General features: G+C 51.0%; 18 protein-coding genes. 11 read left to right on the forward strand and 7 right to left on the reverse strand.

Features of this window, described 5'->3' with window-relative positions:
- Positions 1-337 precede the first annotated feature (337 nt).
- The gene (locus H9I36_RS11405) at positions 338-919 is read left to right on the forward strand and encodes an NUDIX hydrolase (RefSeq protein ID WP_187385477.1); all 582 of its coding nucleotides are present in this window, start codon (positions 338-340) and stop codon (positions 917-919) included.
- Between the two features lie 217 nt (positions 920-1136).
- Here the strand turns inward: H9I36_RS11405 and H9I36_RS11410 are convergent, their stop codons facing one another.
- Entirely contained in the window at positions 1137-1835 is a 699-nt protein-coding gene (locus H9I36_RS11410) for a LysM peptidoglycan-binding domain-containing protein (protein WP_187385478.1), read from the reverse strand.
- Positions 1832-2806 carry a hypothetical protein gene (locus H9I36_RS11415; protein WP_187385479.1) on the reverse strand — a complete coding sequence of 325 codons (975 nt, stop codon included), beginning with the start codon at positions 2804-2806 and terminating at the stop codon, positions 1832-1834. Before H9I36_RS11415 ends, H9I36_RS11410 begins: the two co-directional genes overlap by 4 nt.
- A gap of 261 nt (positions 2807-3067) precedes the next feature.
- Here H9I36_RS11415 and H9I36_RS11420 point away from each other — a divergent pair, with 261 nt between their 5' ends.
- Entirely contained in the window at positions 3068-3295 is a 228-nt protein-coding gene (locus H9I36_RS11420) for a YdbC family protein (RefSeq protein ID WP_180487205.1), read from the forward strand.
- 51 nt (positions 3296-3346) lie between these two features.
- Here H9I36_RS11420 and radA read toward each other — a convergent pair whose 3' ends face one another.
- Positions 3347-4708 (reverse strand): DNA repair protein RadA, encoded by a 1362-nt coding sequence (gene radA, locus H9I36_RS11425; RefSeq protein ID WP_187385480.1) that lies wholly within the window; start codon positions 4706-4708, stop codon positions 3347-3349.
- A 90-nt stretch (positions 4709-4798) separates the two neighbouring features.
- Positions 4799-6118, reverse strand: a complete 1320-nt coding sequence (locus H9I36_RS11430; protein ID WP_187385481.1) for a DUF1015 domain-containing protein — start codon at positions 6116-6118, stop codon at positions 4799-4801.
- A gap of 45 nt (positions 6119-6163) precedes the next feature.
- On the opposite strand from H9I36_RS11430, the gene rpoN reads away from it, so the two are divergent.
- The 3 genes from rpoN (at position 6164) to H9I36_RS11445 (ending at position 8472) form a co-directional block, all read left to right on the forward strand.
- Positions 6164-7630, forward strand: coding sequence for an RNA polymerase factor sigma-54 (gene rpoN / locus H9I36_RS11435; protein WP_187385482.1), 1467 nt, complete (start codon positions 6164-6166; stop codon positions 7628-7630).
- A 337-nt stretch (positions 7631-7967) separates the two neighbouring features.
- A complete protein-coding gene (locus H9I36_RS11440) occupies positions 7968-8261 on the forward strand; it encodes an HPF/RaiA family ribosome-associated protein (RefSeq protein WP_021331096.1) in 294 nt (97 codons plus the stop codon).
- Positions 8262-8265: 4 nt separating this feature from the next.
- Positions 8266-8472, forward strand: a complete 207-nt coding sequence (locus H9I36_RS11445) for a hypothetical protein (RefSeq protein WP_187385483.1) — start codon at positions 8266-8268, stop codon at positions 8470-8472.
- 2 nt (positions 8473-8474) lie between these two features.
- Here the strand turns inward: H9I36_RS11445 and H9I36_RS11450 are convergent, their stop codons facing one another.
- Positions 8475-9341: an Rpn family recombination-promoting nuclease/putative transposase gene (locus H9I36_RS11450; RefSeq protein WP_187385484.1), complete on the reverse strand. Its 867-nt coding sequence runs from the start codon at positions 9339-9341 to the stop codon at positions 8475-8477.
- Between the two features lie 627 nt (positions 9342-9968).
- Here H9I36_RS11450 and hprK point away from each other — a divergent pair.
- From hprK to pyrE, 5 genes are all read left to right on the forward strand, one after another.
- Entirely contained in the window at positions 9969-10958 is a 990-nt protein-coding gene (hprK, locus tag H9I36_RS11455; protein ID WP_187385485.1) for an HPr(Ser) kinase/phosphatase, read from the forward strand.
- Positions 10959-10990: 32 nt separating this feature from the next.
- Positions 10991-11257, forward strand: coding sequence for an HPr family phosphocarrier protein (locus tag H9I36_RS11460; protein WP_187385486.1), 267 nt, complete (start codon positions 10991-10993; stop codon positions 11255-11257).
- 1 nt (position 11258) lies between these two features.
- A complete protein-coding gene (gene lexA, locus H9I36_RS11465; RefSeq protein ID WP_187385487.1) occupies positions 11259-11870 on the forward strand; it encodes a transcriptional repressor LexA in 612 nt (203 codons plus the stop codon).
- Position 11871: 1 nt separating this feature from the next.
- Positions 11872-12885, forward strand: coding sequence for a DNA polymerase III subunit delta (holA, locus tag H9I36_RS11470; protein WP_187385488.1), 1014 nt, complete (start codon positions 11872-11874; stop codon positions 12883-12885).
- Between the two features lie 110 nt (positions 12886-12995).
- Positions 12996-13673, forward strand: a complete 678-nt coding sequence (gene pyrE, locus H9I36_RS11475) for an orotate phosphoribosyltransferase (protein ID WP_187385489.1) — start codon at positions 12996-12998, stop codon at positions 13671-13673.
- A gap of 133 nt (positions 13674-13806) precedes the next feature.
- On the opposite strand, the gene H9I36_RS11480 is transcribed toward pyrE, so the two are convergent.
- The gene (locus H9I36_RS11480; protein ID WP_187385490.1) at positions 13807-14979 is read right to left on the reverse strand and encodes a phosphoribosylaminoimidazolecarboxamide formyltransferase; all 1173 of its coding nucleotides are present in this window, start codon (positions 14977-14979) and stop codon (positions 13807-13809) included.
- Between the two features lie 254 nt (positions 14980-15233).
- Entirely contained in the window at positions 15234-15464 is a 231-nt protein-coding gene (locus tag H9I36_RS11485) for a hypothetical protein (protein ID WP_187385491.1), read from the reverse strand.
- A 238-nt stretch (positions 15465-15702) separates the two neighbouring features.
- Between H9I36_RS11485 and rny the strand changes: the two genes are divergently transcribed.
- Complete coding sequence (gene rny, locus H9I36_RS11490; RefSeq protein WP_187385492.1) at positions 15703-17235, forward strand: ribonuclease Y; 1533 nt, start codon at positions 15703-15705, stop codon at positions 17233-17235.
- The last annotated feature ends 346 nt before the right edge of the window (positions 17236-17581 follow it).

A 17581-nucleotide genomic window follows, 5' to 3' on the forward strand; every position in this document is an offset into this window, starting at 1 on the left:
TTTAGCCGTGCGCGAGAGCGCACACGTTAAATAGTCGAGTTTGCAAAATAAAGTATATCGTATGTATACGATTTTATCGAAAAAAATACGTATACACGTTTTCTGCAAATACTCGCGCAAACTCGAGGTAAAAAGCGGCAGCGATATTTCAGACGACGCTTTTTACCATACCTCCCATAAAAACTTTTGCAGGAAGTTTTCAGCCGTACACGCAAATATACGCGCATACACGCTTTTATAATTTCCGTAAATACAGTATAACTCAATATAACCGAAAAATAAAGCAATTTGTTTTATCGGAAAACTTTATATATCAACGGTACGGGAGCGATCGGATATGGATGCTGACGACAGCGCGCTTATTTGGCAGGAAAACGGAAAACGAGTATTATTAAAAACACCCGTGTTTACGGTAACCGAAACGGACAGCGTTGCATCCGACGGACAAAAAGGGAACTACATGGTCATCGAACCGGGACACGATTGGGCGATCGTCGTACCGGTACACGGCAGTAAGTTTTTGATGGTAAAACAATGGCGGCACGCCGAATGCGTGCTGAGCATCGAATTCCCCGGCGGCGTCATGGACGAAGGAGAAACGCCCGAACAGGCGGCCGCACGGGAGCTGCGCGAAGAAACGGGACACACGGCGGGACGGCTGACCTATCTCGGAACGATGAGTCCGAACCCCGCGCTCATGTCGAATCATGTGCATTTTTTTGCCGCGGAAGATTTGACGAATATCCACGAACAGCATTTGGATAAAGACGAATATGTGCACTACCTCGAACTCGATCAGGATGAAGTGATCGAAGGTCTCGGCACAAAAAAAGAATATTCGCACGCGCTCATGGCGGCAGCCGTCGCGCTCTATTTGCGCTGCAAACAAAAAGTGCAGAAGGCAAACGGCAGATTCTAAAAATTATTAAAAATGAAACGACTGTTTTGCCGGCAGGCGACAAAACAAGCGCTCTACAATAATTGTAGTCCCGATAAAAAAATCGAACGATGCACAAAAGTACGCCGTTCGATTTTTAATTTAACGCCAATCGATACCCCGCCGCAGCCTCGCAGCGAAGCTTCAAGCGGCGTCGGGGTATTAAATCCTCCGCACGAATAAACCGATAAGTGTGCAATCAGCGCGCGACGTTGTACGGATCGTAAGCTTTCGCGGGATCGTAGACGCCGTCGCGGATTTCACCGCTCAAACTCGGAATCTGCATTTTCATGCCGGGCAAAATCAAATTCGGATCTTCGGGACGCGGGATATTCGTTTTGTTCGCCTGATACAGATTTTCCCACAACAACGGATTATTGTAGATATACGGACGGCCCGAAATATTCCAAAAGCAATCTTTCGTATCCGCCCACGGACGAACGACGTAAAATTCGGGAAGCGGGGTCACTTCACGAACGCCGTCGAGAGCGGCGACCGATTCGCGCGCATAATTCGCCGCAGCTTTATAGTCTTCGCCGTCGTAAGATTTTTCGGCACCGGCATACTTATTTTGTGCGGCGGTAAACGCCATCGGAAAATTCTTATCCGCATTGATGCTTTTCGCCCATGCGATTTTATTTTGTGCGATCTTCATTTCATCTTCGGCCGATTTTTTTGCAAGCATCATATCGATATATGCGCGGGAAAGCGCCGCATTTTCTTCGGCTTTTTGCGAAAGTTCGATCGATTCGTCGTAGCGGCCGGCATTGAGAGCCGCCTGCGCTTGACGCGTATACTCGTCGGCAAGCTTTTGATACGTATTGTTTTTATAGCTTACAGCGAACGCAATCGTTCCTATAAAAGCAAGCGAAGCGATGATAATCAATAATTTTTTCATTTTGCAGCCTCCGTATCGCTGACCGTTTCGGGTACCGCTTGCGCGGCCTTTGTAGGATCGTCGTAGGTTTCAGCCTTAAGCAAAACCGCGTTTTCGTCTTCGATGCCTTTGATATTGCTGCCCGAAAGCGGGGCGTCTTTATCCGCCTGCACCGCGTATTCCGAAGTTTCGGCAACTTTCGCTTTCGCTTTTTCGATGGCTTCCTGTGCAGCCGCGCGTTTTTCGGAAATATCGGCATAGAGTTTTTCAAACGTTTTTCGCGCATCGCCGTAGTGTGCGAGAGCACTTTCGGCATCCTGCTGTGCATAGCTCGTGTCTCCGCTGCGGAAATCCGCAACGCCGCCGTCGTATGCTTTCTTTTGCGCGACCGCCGCATACACGCTGTCGGCATTGCGCTTTGCGTTGAATGCCGCCGTCCGCTCTTCGCGTGCGCGCGTTTTAAATGCATTCTGCAGCGCCGTATTGAGCGATGCATAGGCCGTATGCGCCTGTTCATAGAGCTGTGCGCCCGTCGACGATTTGTCCGCCGAAAGTTTTTCAGCCGCACTCAGCGCATTCGCACCCTTGTTGTAGTTCGTCTTATCGTAAGATTGAAAGCCGAGTTCGTCGATGCGATTTTTAAGCGCAGCCGCTTTCGTGTACTCTTCAAGCGCACGATACCGAGCCGTCACGTCCGCAAGTTCGACCGTTACGTTTTCGCCCGCCTTGCTCCGCTTGACGAGATCGTTATAGCGCGTGTCGGTTTCGTTGAATTGATCGGGCGCCGCTTTATCCGCACCCGCCTTTACGGCAGCGCGTCGAGCCGTCTCCGCAGCGTCGAGCGCAGCGGAATTGTCGGTTGCAACCGGTACCTTTGCCGTCGGTTGTTCTGCTGCCGGCGTATCCGGCTTTGTGTTCTGCTTCGTGGATTTACACGATATAAACCCGAATGCCAACGCAGCGCTGAAAAGAATTATATAATGCTTTTTCACATTCTGCCTCCATAAATTTTCGTTGAAAAATTGCCCATTATCGACAATACATCAATAATAGTATAGCGTATTCGCCGCAGTTCCGCAACGGCAATATTTTTTATAATCGGATTTAAAACTCTTCGTAATCTTTAATTTGTCATTCCGTCATTGCAGGCGACGAGAGGCGCAAAATATGCTACTATGTTTAAAAATGCCGGTTGATTCGAACGCGGAACGATCGGCACGCATTGAAATCCCTTATGTACGGAGGATGCAATTATGGCGGATGATTTTACTTTTGAAATTACGAAAAACATCGGCGTCGTCTCCGAAGGAAAAGGCGGATGGAAGATGGAGCTCAACCTCGTATCATGGGGAGGCCGCCCCGCAAAATACGATGTCAGAAGCTGGTCGCCCGACCATCAAAAAATGGGCAAGGGTTTGACGCTGACAAAAGAAGAACTCACGTCTCTCGGAAAACTCATCGCATCTCTTCCGGCTGAGTGATTCCGTACCGGCGGCTTTGCAGTACGGTTGCCCGCGCAAGCGGCACTTTCGTTATGTTCCGAACAGGAACGTTATGAGTTCTTTTACGTCGCGCGCCTGAGAGACGCCCTTGCTTTTTTCCGGCGCGATAACCGTCGAAAAGCCCATATTCTGCGCCGTCTTTGCGCGCTGCGTCAAACGCGGCACGGGACGAATTTCTCCGGCAAGGCTCAGCTCACCGATCACCGCCGTTTCGGCTGCGAGCGCGACATCGGTACGTGCGGAATACAGAGCCGCCGCAAGCGCCGCATCGATCGCGCCTTCCGTCAAACGCATACCGCCTGCCACATTGATGTATAAATCCTGATCGGAAAAGCGCATGCCCGTTCGTTTTTCGAGGACTGCCGCCACGCGTGCAACGCGCGCCGAATCGATTTTATCGCTGTAGACGCGGGAAAGAGACGCCTTTGCCGGAACGACGAGCGCCTGTATTTCAACGATAAACACGCGGCTGCCTTCGAACACGGCGGTACACGCAACGCCCGCGGGCTGCTTGCCGTCGCGCCTCGTGATAAAAAGCACCGACGGATCGGCGACTTCGGTCAAACCCTTTTCCGTCATTTCGAAGATGCCGATTTCATCGACCGAACCGAACCTGTTTTTTGCCGCACGCAAAAAGCGGTATTCGTCGTTGCTGCGTTCAAATGAAACCACCGTATCGACCATGTGCTCGAGCGATTTAGGGCCGGCGATCAATCCTTCTTTCGTTACGTGCGCGGCCATTATTAAAACGGCGTCGCGCTCTTTGACCCAGCTTATCAATTCGTTCGCGCAGTATTTCAATTGATTGACCGTTCCCGGAATCAAACCGGCCTGCACCGAATACGTCGTTTGAATCGAATCGACGATCACGAGCACGGGGTTTTGCGCATCGAGCGCGGCGAGCATATCTTCGAGACGCATCGTACACAAAAGCTCGATACCGGCGGCAGCGAGACCGAGCCGTTCGCTCCGCTCTTTTATCTGCGCGGCGGATTCTTCGCCCGACACGTAGAGTACGCGCATCGCATTGCCGTTCGCTTTCGCCGCGAGAGAAGCCGTCTGCAAAAGCAGCGTCGATTTTCCGATGCCCGGCTCTCCGCCGATAAGAACAGCTGAACGCATCGCAGCTCCGCCGCCGAGCACGCGGTCGAATTCCGCTATGCCGGTCGCAAGGCGTATGCCGTCCTTTGCGTCCACACGCGAAAGCGGCACGGGCTTTGCACGCTCGAAAACGGAGAGACCGACACCGGCAGGGCTCACGGCGTTCGCGTCGAGGATGCATTCTTCGAGCGTATTCCATTCTCCGCACTGCGGACAGCGTCCGAGCCAGCGCGGCTGCGAATAGCCGCAGGATGAACACTTGTACACGATCGTACCGGATTTTTTTGCCATCGCAATTCCCGTAAATCCAATTTTAACAATTATTAATTTTCGTGTAACGTATGCGCGGGCTTACTGAGCGCGGGCACACACGTACATTCGCTAAAACAGTTTCCGGCATTCGAGGTAAAAGCGCTTTTCATCGGCTTCGCCCATCGAAAAACTTTTTCGCGGGAGCGGTCCGTTCTTTTCGATCGTCGCAAAAAAGCTTGCTTTGTCGATCGGCGGAAGGAGGATACCCGTCGTACCCTCTCGGGCGCCGAGATGCATCGTTTCCGCATCTCCGTGAATATAATCGATCGTTATGTCGATTCCGGCTTTCGCTTTTTCAGCTATATAATAATCGTCGACGACCGGTTGAAAAGCGGAAACCGCGAGCGAAGAAATATTCGTTTTTAAAAGCGTGTACGATGTTTTTCCGGCGGACGTGCTTGCAAAGCCGAATGATGCGCTCGATTTTTTTACCGCGTTTTCGAGTTCTGCGGACGACCGGCATTCCGATACTTCTCCGCCGAATTGAGAAGTCAAGCGTAAAATCAATTCCGCCGCGTCCGCTCCGAAAAGCACACGGTGAATAGGCTCGAACGTAAGCCCCGCATCGTATATGTTGACGATTTCGACGAGGGCATAGCGTACGCGGCTTGTCTTTCGCTCTTCTTCGCCGAGCCTTTGTTTGTATTCGTCCCACACGGCTTTTGCGGTTGCAAGCGAATGATTTCCGTCGCCGACTGCAAACATAAACACGCTGCCGTCGCTTTCGGTATTCGACTCCGCAATTTTTTCAAGCGATGAGAGAAGGTCACCTTCCGCGGATTCCGGCACAAGCCAGCCTTTTATGCTTCCGCCCTTCATCATGAGATTTCCCGAATAAAGCGGAGGCTCTCCGGACGTTTTAACGGCAGCTCCCGTTCCGGCGACAAGGGAATCCGATGCATCGTTTACGAGGAGCATAATGTGCGGTGCTTCGAGCGGGGCGCCGTTTCTGATCGCTTTGCGCGGCGGAATGCGGGAAGGGATCGTCGCTTCGGTTGCACGGATGAGCGCTTTTGAAAAAGGCTTCCACTCGTAGCGGTCCAAATCGATTGCGGCGATAAGACCGCGCCGCATACGGCCGAACGCCGTCGTACGCTCGACGTAGACGAAGCCGTGTTTTTCTTCAAACAGGCCGTCATCGATATAGCGTTTCATCGCCGCCTGTATGCCGGCAATACGCGATTCTTTATCGCCGTCGCCGAGATAGACTTCCGGCAAAATGAGGTTCAACGCGCTCGATTTTCCGCTCGCCGCTTTTTCCGCCTCTTTCCAATAATTTCTGTCCTGCGTATATTGATCGCACGCGATGCACGACCAGCTCGCCGTGTCGATGTTTTTCGGCAGCAAAATGTCGGGCACGGAAAGAGCGAAATCCGAAAATGTGTTCATGCGGAAAGTATACCGCCAAGTATTTTTTTGTGCTATACTTAAGCTATGCCCGATTTTTCTTACGGACAAGTGCAACAGATTTCGCAAGTACAGCGGCAAGTGCTGTCGCAAAAACAGATACAGTCGCTGAAACTGCTCGCGATGAGCGGCGAAGATTTGAATGCCGAAATCAGAAAAGCGGTGAATGAAAATCCGGCACTCGAAATCGCACGCGATGATGCGGCGTCAACGGCCGTACAACACAGTTCATTTCCATACGAAAACACACGCACTTACTATGCGTCCGCGGCGGGCAACGAAGCGGCACAAAAATTTCAGGATGCATACGAAAACGCCGCCGATACGCGCGAAACGCTGCAGGAACACCTTTTGTTTCAGCTGAACGTAATGAAACTTTCGCCCGACGAAAAATCGCTCGGAAAAGCGCTCATCGAAAACCTGAACGAAAACGGACGGCACATCCTCGCTCCCGCGTCACTGCTCGACAAATCGCGCCCGGCACAGAATACGGCTATGCTCGATAAAATGCTGCACATCATCCGGTGCATGGATCCCGAAGGCACGTGCTGCAACGACATGGAAGAGAGCCTCTACGTGCAGGCGCAAATCGCAGGCGACGCTCCGCCGCTCGCGCTTTTTATACTCGACGGACACATCGATGTGCTGTATTCGAACGACGCGACACCCGATATAGAGCGCATCAAACGAAAAATTATTAAATTGCAGGAAGCGGCGAAGCGCGAATCTTTCGGCGGCGAGAGGGCGATCGATTCGCTTGAGATAAGTTCGGATAATGTGCAAAAAGCGATCGCGTTTATCTCGCGCTTAAATCCGTATCCCGCGCAGGGCTACGGCAAAGCGCCGACGCACTACATTTCGCCCGACATTTCGGTGACCGAAGCCGAGGGAGAAGTGCCGAACACGTCCGATGAAAATGAAATGTTCGTGGAAAATACGCACGAAAAGTATTTCCGCATAACGCTCGCAAAAGGCTCGATACCCGACGTTCGCATCGTTCCGGGTTTCAACGCGCAGCGCCATAAAGAGCTTAAAAAAAATCTCAAAGCCGCAGAACAATTTTTGAACAACCTTGCATACCGCAAATCGCTCCTTTTGCAATCGTGCGAAATCATCGTCAAAACGCAGATCGGTTTTTTTTCTTCGCACGGAAAAGGCTACCTCGAAGAGCTTACGCAGAGCGAAACGGCGCGCATACTCGGCGTCAACGAATCGACGGTGTCGCGTATGGCGAACGAAAAATTCATGCAGACGCCGTGGGGACAGCTTTTTCCGCTGAAATATTTTTTTACGAATTCGCAGGACAAAGTAAAATTCGCACTGCGCCAGCTCATCGAAAACCGCGCAAGCGGTAAAAAACCGCTGTCTGACAGAGAGCTCGTCGAAAAACTCGCCGCCCAGGGCATACACGTCGCACGCCGCACCGTCGCAAAATACCGCGCACAGCTTGCGATCGGCTCGTCTTATACCCGCGGAAAAGCGCCGAAAAAATAGCGGTGCCGATCAAAAGGGGTGCGCAGGCAGCCGGTACCGTTTTCATATATTCGAATGTTTTCAAAATTCGGTTTTTAGCGACTTCCCTTTGTATACGGCACGATCGACCTACGCCCGCGTGGAGTACCGCGAAGCGTCCGCGCCGGGGCGCGGATGAGGGTTACCGAAGTACGGAAGGCGGGTTCTTCCGATCCGCGTCGTCCGAAAGCATCGGCAATACGTATGCTGCCGTTATTTTTATTTTGCTTTTTCGCATATTCCGTTGTATACTATAAGCGGCGGTACAAATGCCGCAGCCTGTGTTTCAGGCTTCAATACATACTGACAGGAGCGTTGCATGACAAAAAACGTATCGGCAGTCGGTTTCGATTTTGAAAAAAAACAGTCCGACATGATTGAAACAAAGTTGAAGCGCATCGCGTATGCCGAAGATTTGATCGTCGATTTTACCATGCGGGTAAAATACGACAAAGAGTATTCGTTCGACGCGACGTTCAATTTCCGCTGGGGCACGCAGGGACATGTGACGAGCAGAGATTACAGTTTCGATGCGGGTCTCAACAAACTTATGGACACCCTCGATACGAAGATAAAAAAAGAAAAAGACAAGATTCAAGATCACACGAAATAATTATTTGAACGAGACTTTCAGCAAACTCGAAGTTGAAAGCCGACAGCGCACCACACGCGCAAATCACCGCCAGACGAAGGATTTTCGTTCGGCGGTTTTATTTTATGATGGAGCAGCGGGTCAATTCTCCGCACTTGCAGCCGCCTATTTCCCGCCGCACGAAAATCAATTTTTACCTAAAAGGCCGGATGTCGAGCTTTACAGCAAATAACATTACAGTTTTTCGATTTCCGCTTTCGAAAGACCGGTCGCTTTCGTTATCACTTCAATGCTCAGTTGCATACCCGATAAAATTTTTGCCGTTTCCCGTGCTTTTTGATAAGCTCCCGCGGCAATACCGTCGCGTCGACCTTGTAGGAGTCCGTCTCTTCTGCCTTTGCGTATTCCCCGCTCAAAACCGATCTTTTCACCCAGCTGTAAACTTTCTCTGCGTAAGTCATCTTCATGAATATTCAACGACATATACCGGCTCCTGAACTTTTCGTTCCGTTTCGCTTTTTCGACAAGCTCATCGATGTGCTGTGTAAAACCGCTCGTCGCCCGCCTCTCGCAAAGATACTCCAACAACGCGCTCAATTCAGGCTCATCTTCTTTACCGTAGGCACCCACATTATAAAACACCTTAACGCTTTTGTCATCAAGAAAAAGCGTACCGTCGGCGGTACATACGTTGCGAAACTCGTAGACGGGTAAGCCTCTGCCGAAGGGATCCTGCGTACAGATAAAGATGACGTAGCTCTCTTTCAGGTCGGCGTAGCTTTGTCCTCTCAAGAGGTTATCGACATCCATAAGGCTTTGGTAATAGCGCGTACGTTTGGGAAGAGAGGGCGGAAGTGTCGTTTGTATTTCGATATCGAAGACACGCTCGGGATCTGAGACATAGACATCGAGGCGTATACCTTTACTTTCGTAAAAGGGTGCTATCGTTTTTTGCAGGGAGGGATATTCTATTTTGCCGACTTTGATATGCAAAAGGCGCTCCAATACACCCTTACATATAACTTTATTCTTCATGACCGTGCCGAACATAAAGTCGTCGGTAAAGGTGAGTTCGTCGACGGGTTTATAGGTATATTCCATAGCTGCACCTTCGGTTATTGAGATAGTGCGGCAAGGAAGCCGCTGACCTATATGGTTTAATTTCGAGTTTTCTAAAACTCGAAATTTTCCAACTGTTTCGTTCACCAACTGAACGGCGAATTTCGAAAGTGAATAAAATGATGCGGAGGCGAGGTTCCGGCTGCGTGCCGTTTCGAGCGTTAGGCTTGCGGAAGCCTACCCTAAAAGCTCGACCGCGGCATACACGGCGAGTTTGCAGAGCAAACTCGGTAGTGAGCGCAGCGAACGAAGTTCTCGCCGAAAGCATAGCTTTATTTAGAAATACTTTCGAAACTCGACTTTCGACCTATATATCGCCTGCAAAGCTATAAATTACGCGGGTTTTTGTAAAAATAAACGCGAATACCATATTTCTGCGCGGGGAACTTCGCACTTCGTGCTCGTTGCAAGGTTGCGCGGGGAACTTCGCGCAATGTACGTCACATGCCGTATCGTGTCTCTTTTCCAAATAATTACCCATTACACATTACTAATTACAAATTGATAAAGCACATTACCCATTAACAATTACCCATTAAAAAAATTGATTTCCGTGTTCCCGCCGTTTTCAACCTTGCCCTTTCATCGATATATGTGTATAGTATAATCATGGCCGATAAGAAATTCACCGTTCTTGATTTGCTTGAACTTGATCTGCCCGGACACGATGCGCTGTATCTGACGTGCATCGCCGGAAGGCGCGGTTTGCCCCGCGCGATGACGGCCCCCGACATCAACCGGCCGGGTCTTGCGCTTACCGGCTTTTACGAATCCTTCGCCTATCAGCGCGTACAGCTTTTCGGCCGCGGTGAAAGCGCGTATTTGCAAAAGCTCCACACGGAACATAATCTTTCATCGCTGAAAGCGATTTTCGAATACGATATTCCATGCTGCGTCTTTTCGTACGGTATACAGCCGCCTGCGGATTTTCTTTCGATAGCGGAAGAAGCCTTTTGCCCCGTTTTGCAGACGTCGCTCGAATCGACGGAATTTTCAAGCCGTCTCATCCGTGTCTTGTCGAACACGTTCGCGCCGAAAAAAACGATGCACGGCGTTCTCGTCGAAGTGTACGGTATCGGCATTCTGCTCGTCGGACACTCCGGCGTCGGCAAAAGCGAAACGGCGCTCGAACTCATCGAACGGAGTCACCGCCTCGTCGCGGACGACATTATCGAACTGCGGTGCGTCAACGGCAACATCCTGCTCGGACAGGGCGCAAATCGATTTATCAGCCACCACATGGAAATACGAGGGCTCGGCATTATCAACGTATCGCAGCTCTACGGTGTCGGTGCCATCCGCGATCAAAAAGAAGTGCAGCTCGTCGTCGAACTCGAAGATTGGGATCCCGATAAAGTGTACGATCGACTCGGTACGGATCAAAAATACATGGATATACTCGGCGTCAAAATTCCGGTGCTCGAAATACCGGTGCGGCCGGGGCGAAACCTGCCGATCATCATCGAAGCGGCGGCGATGAACGAACGCTTAAAGCGCATGGGCTACAATTCCGCGCGCGACTTCAATCAAAACGTGCTCAAATGGATCGAAACGGGAGAAGCGCAGACTGCCTACAACAGCAGCGACGATTCTTATTAATTATTAATTTTGCTTTATAAAAGGATGACGATATGATTGAAAAAACGCTGATCGTAAAAAACCGTGCAGGCATTCACGCGCGGCCCGCCGCACTCATCGCGCAGACCGCGAACAAATTCAACTGCGAGCTTACGCTCGTCCTCGGCGATACGGAAGTGAATGCAAAATCGATTATGGGCGTCATCACGATGGCGGCCGGTTACAATACGAGCATCACGCTGAAAGCGGACGGCTCCGACGAAGCGGAAGCGGCGCAGGCGATCGAAGCGCTCTTCGACTCGAAATTTGCGGAAGAATAGCATGAAGGAAATCACCGACAGACAAAAACAGGTTTTGGAATTTATCTCGGATTTCAGCGAAGAAAATTCGTACCCGCCGACAGTTCGTGAAATAAGCGATCATTTCGACATATCGCTGCGCGCCGTACAGGATCACATAGCAGCTTTGCAGCGCAAAGGATTTTTATCGCAGTGTCAAAAACGTTCGCGTTCGATTCGCGTGCTCGTAGACGGCGAGCCTAAAGGGTCGCGCCCTTATATAGACAAAGTGCCGCTCCTCGGAACGGTCGCCGCGGGAAAGCCGCTACTCGCCGCGGAAAATCTCGACGGCTATGTCAATTTGACCGAACCCTTTGTGCATCCGGGAAAGCGTTATTTTGCGCTTCGCGTGCGCGGGCAGAGCATGATCGACGCGGGCATTCTCGAAGGCGATTTGGCTGTCGTCGAGCAGACGTCGGATGCGGAAAACGGACAGATCGTCGTCGCCGTCATCGACGAAGCAATCACTTTAAAACGGTATTATAAAGAAAAAAACCGCATCCGATTGCAGCCGGAAAACCCCGCATTTAAAGCAATCTACAGTCAGGATGTCCGGGTCGTCGGCATCTTATCGAATATCGTCCGAACGTATTGATATGGATTGTCCGATTTATCTCTACACGGGTCCCGAATTCGGCGAACGGAACGACGCGGTTTTTGCGGTAAAAGAGGCGATGCGCAAAGCGCACGGTGCGCTTGATGAATACCTTTTTTATGCGAATGAAACGCCCGTTTCGGAGATAGTGACGATTTTGCAAAGCGGCTCCCTCTTTACAAACGCAACGTGTGTCGTCGTGCGTTCCGCGGAATCGATCAAAAAAAAGGAAGACGTCGGCGCGATATCCGCATGGGTAAAGACGGCAGGGGAAGGAACGAGCGCACTCGTTCTCGTGTCGGATGAAATCGCAGTCGACACAAAGCTCGAAAAACTCGTGCCGACTGCACACAAAAAAATATTTTGGGAAATGTTCGAAGACCGGAAAGTGCCGTGGCTCATAAACTTTTTCGGCAAAAACGGATACCGCATAGGCGAAGAAGCCGCCGAAGATATCCTCGACATGATCGAAAACAACACGCAGGCGCTCCGCTCCGAATGCGCACGATTTTTTTTGCTCTTTCCGAAATCGCACGAAATCACATCCGCCGACGTCGAAGCGGTACTTTCGCACAACAGAGCAGAAAGCGCCTTTACGCTTTTTGCGGCGATGGCATCAAGTGAGAGCGCATCGCGAAGGTTCGAACTTTCCCTCGATGTACTGCAGAAAATCCGTCTTTCAAAAGATTCTTCTCCGGTGATGATACTCGCAGGACTCGCTTCATGTTTTCGCCGCCTTGCGCTGTGGCACGCACTCGCGTCGTCGGGACAAAGCGATGATTTTACGTTAAAGACGCACGGCTTTTCGAGCAAAAAAGCGAAAGCCCAGTACAGCCGCGCTTCTTCGATTTGGACGGCCGGACAGACCGCGGCGATCCTCGCCGGTATCGCGGCCGCCGACATGGAGATCCGTTCGAGCGGCGCGCTTTTCGAAGACGTTCTCCTGCAGCGTGTCGTCTACGAAACGGTCGTGAAAAAAGGCGCGTCATGTGCCGCGTATGAAAGCGCGGTGTAATATATCTCAAGGCGTGCGTTGTAATGTATTAATAAAACTGTTGTCAACGAGTGCAACACGCTTGCAAACGTGCAGTGTACAAAACCCGCCGACCGCGTTATCATAGCGCTATGACCGATTATCAAAAAGAGTTTATCGATTTTATGGTTTCGTGCGGCGCACTCACGTTCGGCTCCTTTACGCTCAAAAGCGGACGGCTCTCCCCGTTTTTTATCAATGCGGGTGCATACGTGACGGGTTCTCAGCTTTTGCAACTCGGCAAATTTTATGCAAAGGCGATTCACGACAATTTCGGCGACGATTTCGACGTGCTTTTCGGCCCTGCGTACAAGGGCATTCCGCTCGGTGTCGCAACGGCCATAGCTTACGATGAATTGTACGGCAAAGCAGTTCGCTATTCGTCGAACCGCAAAGAGGCGAAAGACCACGGAGAAGCGGGCATTTTGCTCGGCGGAAAAATTTCCGACGGCGACAGAGTTTTAATAATCGAAGATGTGACGACGAGCGGCAAATCGATCGAAGAAACATACCCGATCATCAAAGCGCAGAGCAAAAAAGCGAGCGTCATCGGTTTGGTCGTGTCGATAAACAGAATGGAAAAGGGTCTTACGTCGGACAAAAGCGCGCTCGACGAAATAAGTGCATCCTACGGTTTTCCCGCCCGCGCGATCGTTTCCATGGACGACGTTATCGACGCGCTTTACACGCACGGGGATAAAACGATCATCACCGACGACATCAAAAAATCGCTCGACGGCTACTACGCGCAATGGGGTGCAAAGCGCTGAAAGCGCAAATCCGCCGCAAAACGCGAGTACCCTGCACAATCCGCAAAATACCGAGCGGCGGTCAATCGTCAAAACGGTGATGCATCGCGTGCGCGCCGCCGAATCGTACATCGGGAAAAAAGTCGCGCCTTGTTCAGTGATGAAAAAGGCGCATCCCGGTAAAGGCCATAACCATACCGTATGCGTCGCAGGTACGTATGACGTCGTCGTCGCGGATCGAACCGCCGGGCTCGGCTACGACGGAAGCTCCGCTTTTATGCGCACGCTCGATGTTGTCGCCGAACGGAAAAAACGCGTCGCTTCCGACGGCTACTCCCGTGTTTTTCGAAATCCATTCTCGCTTTTCTTTTTCCGTAAAAACGGGCGGCTTCGTCTTAAATACTTTTTGCCACGCGCCGTCCGCGAGTATGTCGGCGGATTCGCTTCCGACGTATACGTCGATCGCATTGTCGCGCTCGGCTCGCTTTATATCGTCGCGGAATTCAAGTGCGAGCGCTTGGGGCGACCGGCGGAGCCACCACGTATCCGCTTTGCCGGCTGCAAGGCGCGTACAGTGGACGCGCGACTGCTGCCCCGCACCGACACCGATAGCCTGTCCCTCTTTGACAAAGGCGACGCTGTTCGACTGCGTATACTTGAGTACGATGAGCGAAATTAATAAATTCAATGTATCGGTATCGGAAAGCGTTTTGTTTTTCGTCACGATATTAGAAAGACACGATGAGTCGATGACGGCGTTGTTCCGTCCCTGCTCGAACGTAACGCCGAACACTTGCTTCCGCTCGATCTCTTCCGGCACGTACGAGCCGTCTATTTGAAGGACGACGTAGGCGCCTTTTTTTTTCGCTTTTAAAATATCGAGAGCGGTGCCGTCGTAGCCGGGTGCGATGACGCCGTCAGACACTTCCTTTGCAATGAGGCGGGCAGTCGCTTCGTCGCACGGATCGGACAGCGCGATAAAATCGCCGAAAGACGACATACGGTCGGCACCGCGCGCACGGGCATAGGCGGCGGCAAGCGGCGAAAGTTCGATATCTCCCGTAAAATATATGCGTTTGAGCGTATCGGAAAGCGGCAAGCCGACGGCAGCACCCGCAGGCGACACGTGCTTGAACGAAGCCGCAGCGCTTATGCCGCTTACGGTGCGGAGCTCTTTGACAAGCTGCCAGCCGTTCAGCGCGTCCAGCAGATTGATATAACCCGGCGTTCCGTTTAAAACGTCAAACGGCAGCTCTCCTTTTTCAATAAAAACGCGAGCGGGTTTTTGGTTCGGGTTACATCCGTATTTGAGCGGCAATTCTTTCATAATCGATAATTCTCCTGACGGCAATAAAATCAACATACCCCGACGCAAGCGTCCGGGTGCAGTGCTCAACGTTTCGCACTGTATGTTCTCATAAGGTGGTTGCAGTCGGCTTTAACACCCTTTGTTACGACGCAAGCGTCGGGGTATTAAACCCTCCGCACGAATAAAAAAACTCCGCTCCTTGCCGGAACGAAGTTTCCATTGCGAATCAATTGCAGCATAAAAGGGTCTGGATGTACTGTTCGAAAGAAAAATCAACCTTTTTCCGCGTCGGTAAAAATCGAATCCACTTCGTAGTTTGCGATAAAATCCTGAACGTCGCCGGAACTCATCGTAATGCCGTATGCAACATCGCTGCCCGATTTGATATCCGCGCTGACGCCTTTGAAATCCGCATAGCTTATCGCCGTACCGGCAAGTGCTCCTTTGTCGGCCGCCCTGCTGAATCCCGATTTTCCGTTATAATTGACATAGATATCACTCATACTCTCTATACCCCAATGTAAAATTGATATGTTCAGTATACACGATTGCGTATTATAAATCAAGGCAAATATAAAATAAAATTTCGGACTCATTCGTAACGGCACCCGAATTTCCTCAATTTCATATATAAATATGCGTAAATCATGCGTTTTCTTGTGATTTCGGTTTGACATTTTGAACATTGTACGTTACTATGTACAGTGAATTATTCTATACCACGCACATAAGGAGACAAAGGTGAATATTATTATTTTATTCATTGTTCTCCCGGTTGCAGGAATTATTCTTGGATGGATTATTAGATGGCTGTATGCCAGATTTCAACTATCTGCGTCAGAACAAAAAGCTGAACGTGTAAAACAGGATGCAATTCGAGAAGCTGAAGCACAGAAAAAAGAAATTTTGCTTAATGCAAAAGATGAACTCATTCGGGAACGAAACCAGCAGGAACGGGAAAACAGAGAACGACGGGCCGAAGTACAGCGCTATGAAGCCCGCGTAAATAAAAAAGAGGAGCTCCTCGACCAGCGGGCTTCCGAATACGACAAGCGCGATAAGGAATTTATCGATCGCGTCGAATCGCTGAAAAAGCGCGAAGCGTCGGTCATGACGCAGGAAGAGGAATACCGCAAACGGCTCGAGCACGTGTCGGGGCTTTCGCAACAGCAGGCAAAAGAGCTCATCATCAAAAACCTCGAAAACGACGCCCGTCACGATGCGCAGGCGCTGCTCAATAAAATCGAACAGGAAGCCCAGCTCACTGCGGAAAAAAAGGCACGCGACGTACTCGTGACGATCGTTCAGCGCCTCGCACCGGAAGTTACGAGCGATATCACCGTTACGACGGTATCGCTCCCGAGCGACGAGATGAAGGGCCGTATTATCGGGCGGGAAGGACGCAATATCCGCACGCTCGAAACGCTCACCGGTGTCGATATCATCATCGACGATACGCCGGAAGCGGTGGTCATCTCGTGTTTCGATCCGGTGCGCAAAGAGATCGCAAAGGTTGCGCTCGAACGGCTCATATCCGACGGCCGCATTCACCCCGCGCGTATCGAAGAAATCGTGCAAAAAGTTACGCACGAGGTGCAAAATAAGATTTACGAAGAAGGCGAAAAGGCGCTGTTCGATTTGGGCATCCACAATATGCCCACCGAAGGCGTGCGAGCACTCGGACGGCTTTATTTCCGCACAAGCTACGGGCAAAACGTACTCACGCACTCGAAAGAAGTGGCGATGATCGCGGCTGCCCTCGCTGCGGAAATCGGCGGGAACCGCGAACTTGCAAAACGCGCGGCGCTGCTCCACGATATCGGCAAAGGAGCCGAAACGGAAAGCGATCAAAATCACGCGGAAATCGGCGCGGAAATCGCACGGAAAATGGGCGAGGATCCCCGCGTCATCAACGCGATCGCAGCTCACCACAACGACATCGAACCGACGAGTACGGAAGCGGTGTACGTGCAGATCGCGGACGCCATATCCGCTGCACGACCGGGAGCACGGCGAGAAACGATAGACAATTACGTCAAGCGTCTTGAAAACCTCGAACAGACGGCGGAACGTTTTTCCGGCGTAGAAAAAGCGTACGCGATCCAAGCCGGCCGCGAATTACGCATCCTCGTCGACAACGCGAAAGTGGGCGACGAAGAGGTAAAACCGCTCGCACAGAATATCGCAAAACAAATCGAATCGGATCTGCGCTATCCGGGCAGGATCAGAATCACGATGATTCGCGAAACGCGCATCGTAGAATACGCGCGGTAAAAACAGAAATTCCGGACGGTGTGCCGCACACAGGCGCGTCGTCAGCGGTATTCGCCGATTCGACAAAATGGAAAATGGAAAGCGGATAAAACAGGGGCTGTCCAAAAAGAAAGGACAGCCCTGATTATTTTTAAAGACAAAAGATTTGTTCTGTGCTAAAATTTAAGTATGAGCAGAGGAGTAAGCGATAAAATCACATTCAAGGCGTACAATCAGAAAGAACAGTGGCTTTTGCCACCGAGCATGGAAGAACTTGTACCGGAAAATCATTTTGTAAGAATTGTTAGTAAAACAGTAGACGAGCTTGGGATAGAAGAAGTATTTGCAAAATATACGAAAGGAGGCG

The organism is Treponema sp. Marseille-Q4130 (assembly GCF_014334325.1).
In the GTDB taxonomy this organism is placed as follows: Bacteria; Spirochaetota; Spirochaetia; order Treponematales; family Treponemataceae; genus Treponema_D.

What these genes read in the sequence shown, in the direction of transcription:
- H9I36_RS11405 (WP_187385477.1), top strand. Translation starts at nt 338, where the DNA reads ATGGATGCTGACGACAGCGCGCTTATTTGGCAGGAAAACGGAAAACGA.
- H9I36_RS11410 (WP_187385478.1), bottom strand. Translation starts at nt 1,835, where the DNA reads ATGAAAAAATTATTGATTATCATCGCTTCGCTTGCTTTTATAGGAACG.
- H9I36_RS11420 (WP_180487205.1), top strand. Translation starts at nt 3,068, where the DNA reads ATGGCGGATGATTTTACTTTTGAAATTACGAAAAACATCGGCGTCGTC.
- radA (WP_187385480.1), bottom strand. Translation starts at nt 4,708, where the DNA reads ATGGCAAAAAAATCCGGTACGATCGTGTACAAGTGTTCATCCTGCGGC.
- H9I36_RS11430 (WP_187385481.1), bottom strand. Translation starts at nt 6,118, where the DNA reads ATGAACACATTTTCGGATTTCGCTCTTTCCGTGCCCGACATTTTGCTG.
- rpoN (WP_187385482.1), top strand. Translation starts at nt 6,164, where the DNA reads ATGCCCGATTTTTCTTACGGACAAGTGCAACAGATTTCGCAAGTACAG.
- H9I36_RS11440 (WP_021331096.1), top strand. Translation starts at nt 7,968, where the DNA reads ATGACAAAAAACGTATCGGCAGTCGGTTTCGATTTTGAAAAAAAACAG.
- H9I36_RS11450 (WP_187385484.1), bottom strand. Translation starts at nt 9,341, where the DNA reads ATGGAATATACCTATAAACCCGTCGACGAACTCACCTTTACCGACGAC.
- hprK (WP_187385485.1), top strand. Translation starts at nt 9,969, where the DNA reads ATGGCCGATAAGAAATTCACCGTTCTTGATTTGCTTGAACTTGATCTG.
- H9I36_RS11460 (WP_187385486.1), top strand. Translation starts at nt 10,991, where the DNA reads ATGATTGAAAAAACGCTGATCGTAAAAAACCGTGCAGGCATTCACGCG.
- lexA (WP_187385487.1), top strand. Translation starts at nt 11,259, where the DNA reads ATGAAGGAAATCACCGACAGACAAAAACAGGTTTTGGAATTTATCTCG.
- holA (WP_187385488.1), top strand. Translation starts at nt 11,872, where the DNA reads ATGGATTGTCCGATTTATCTCTACACGGGTCCCGAATTCGGCGAACGG.
- pyrE (WP_187385489.1), top strand. Translation starts at nt 12,996, where the DNA reads ATGACCGATTATCAAAAAGAGTTTATCGATTTTATGGTTTCGTGCGGC.
- H9I36_RS11480 (WP_187385490.1), bottom strand. Translation starts at nt 14,979, where the DNA reads ATGAAAGAATTGCCGCTCAAATACGGATGTAACCCGAACCAAAAACCC.
- H9I36_RS11485 (WP_187385491.1), bottom strand. Translation starts at nt 15,464, where the DNA reads ATGAGTGATATCTATGTCAATTATAACGGAAAATCGGGATTCAGCAGG.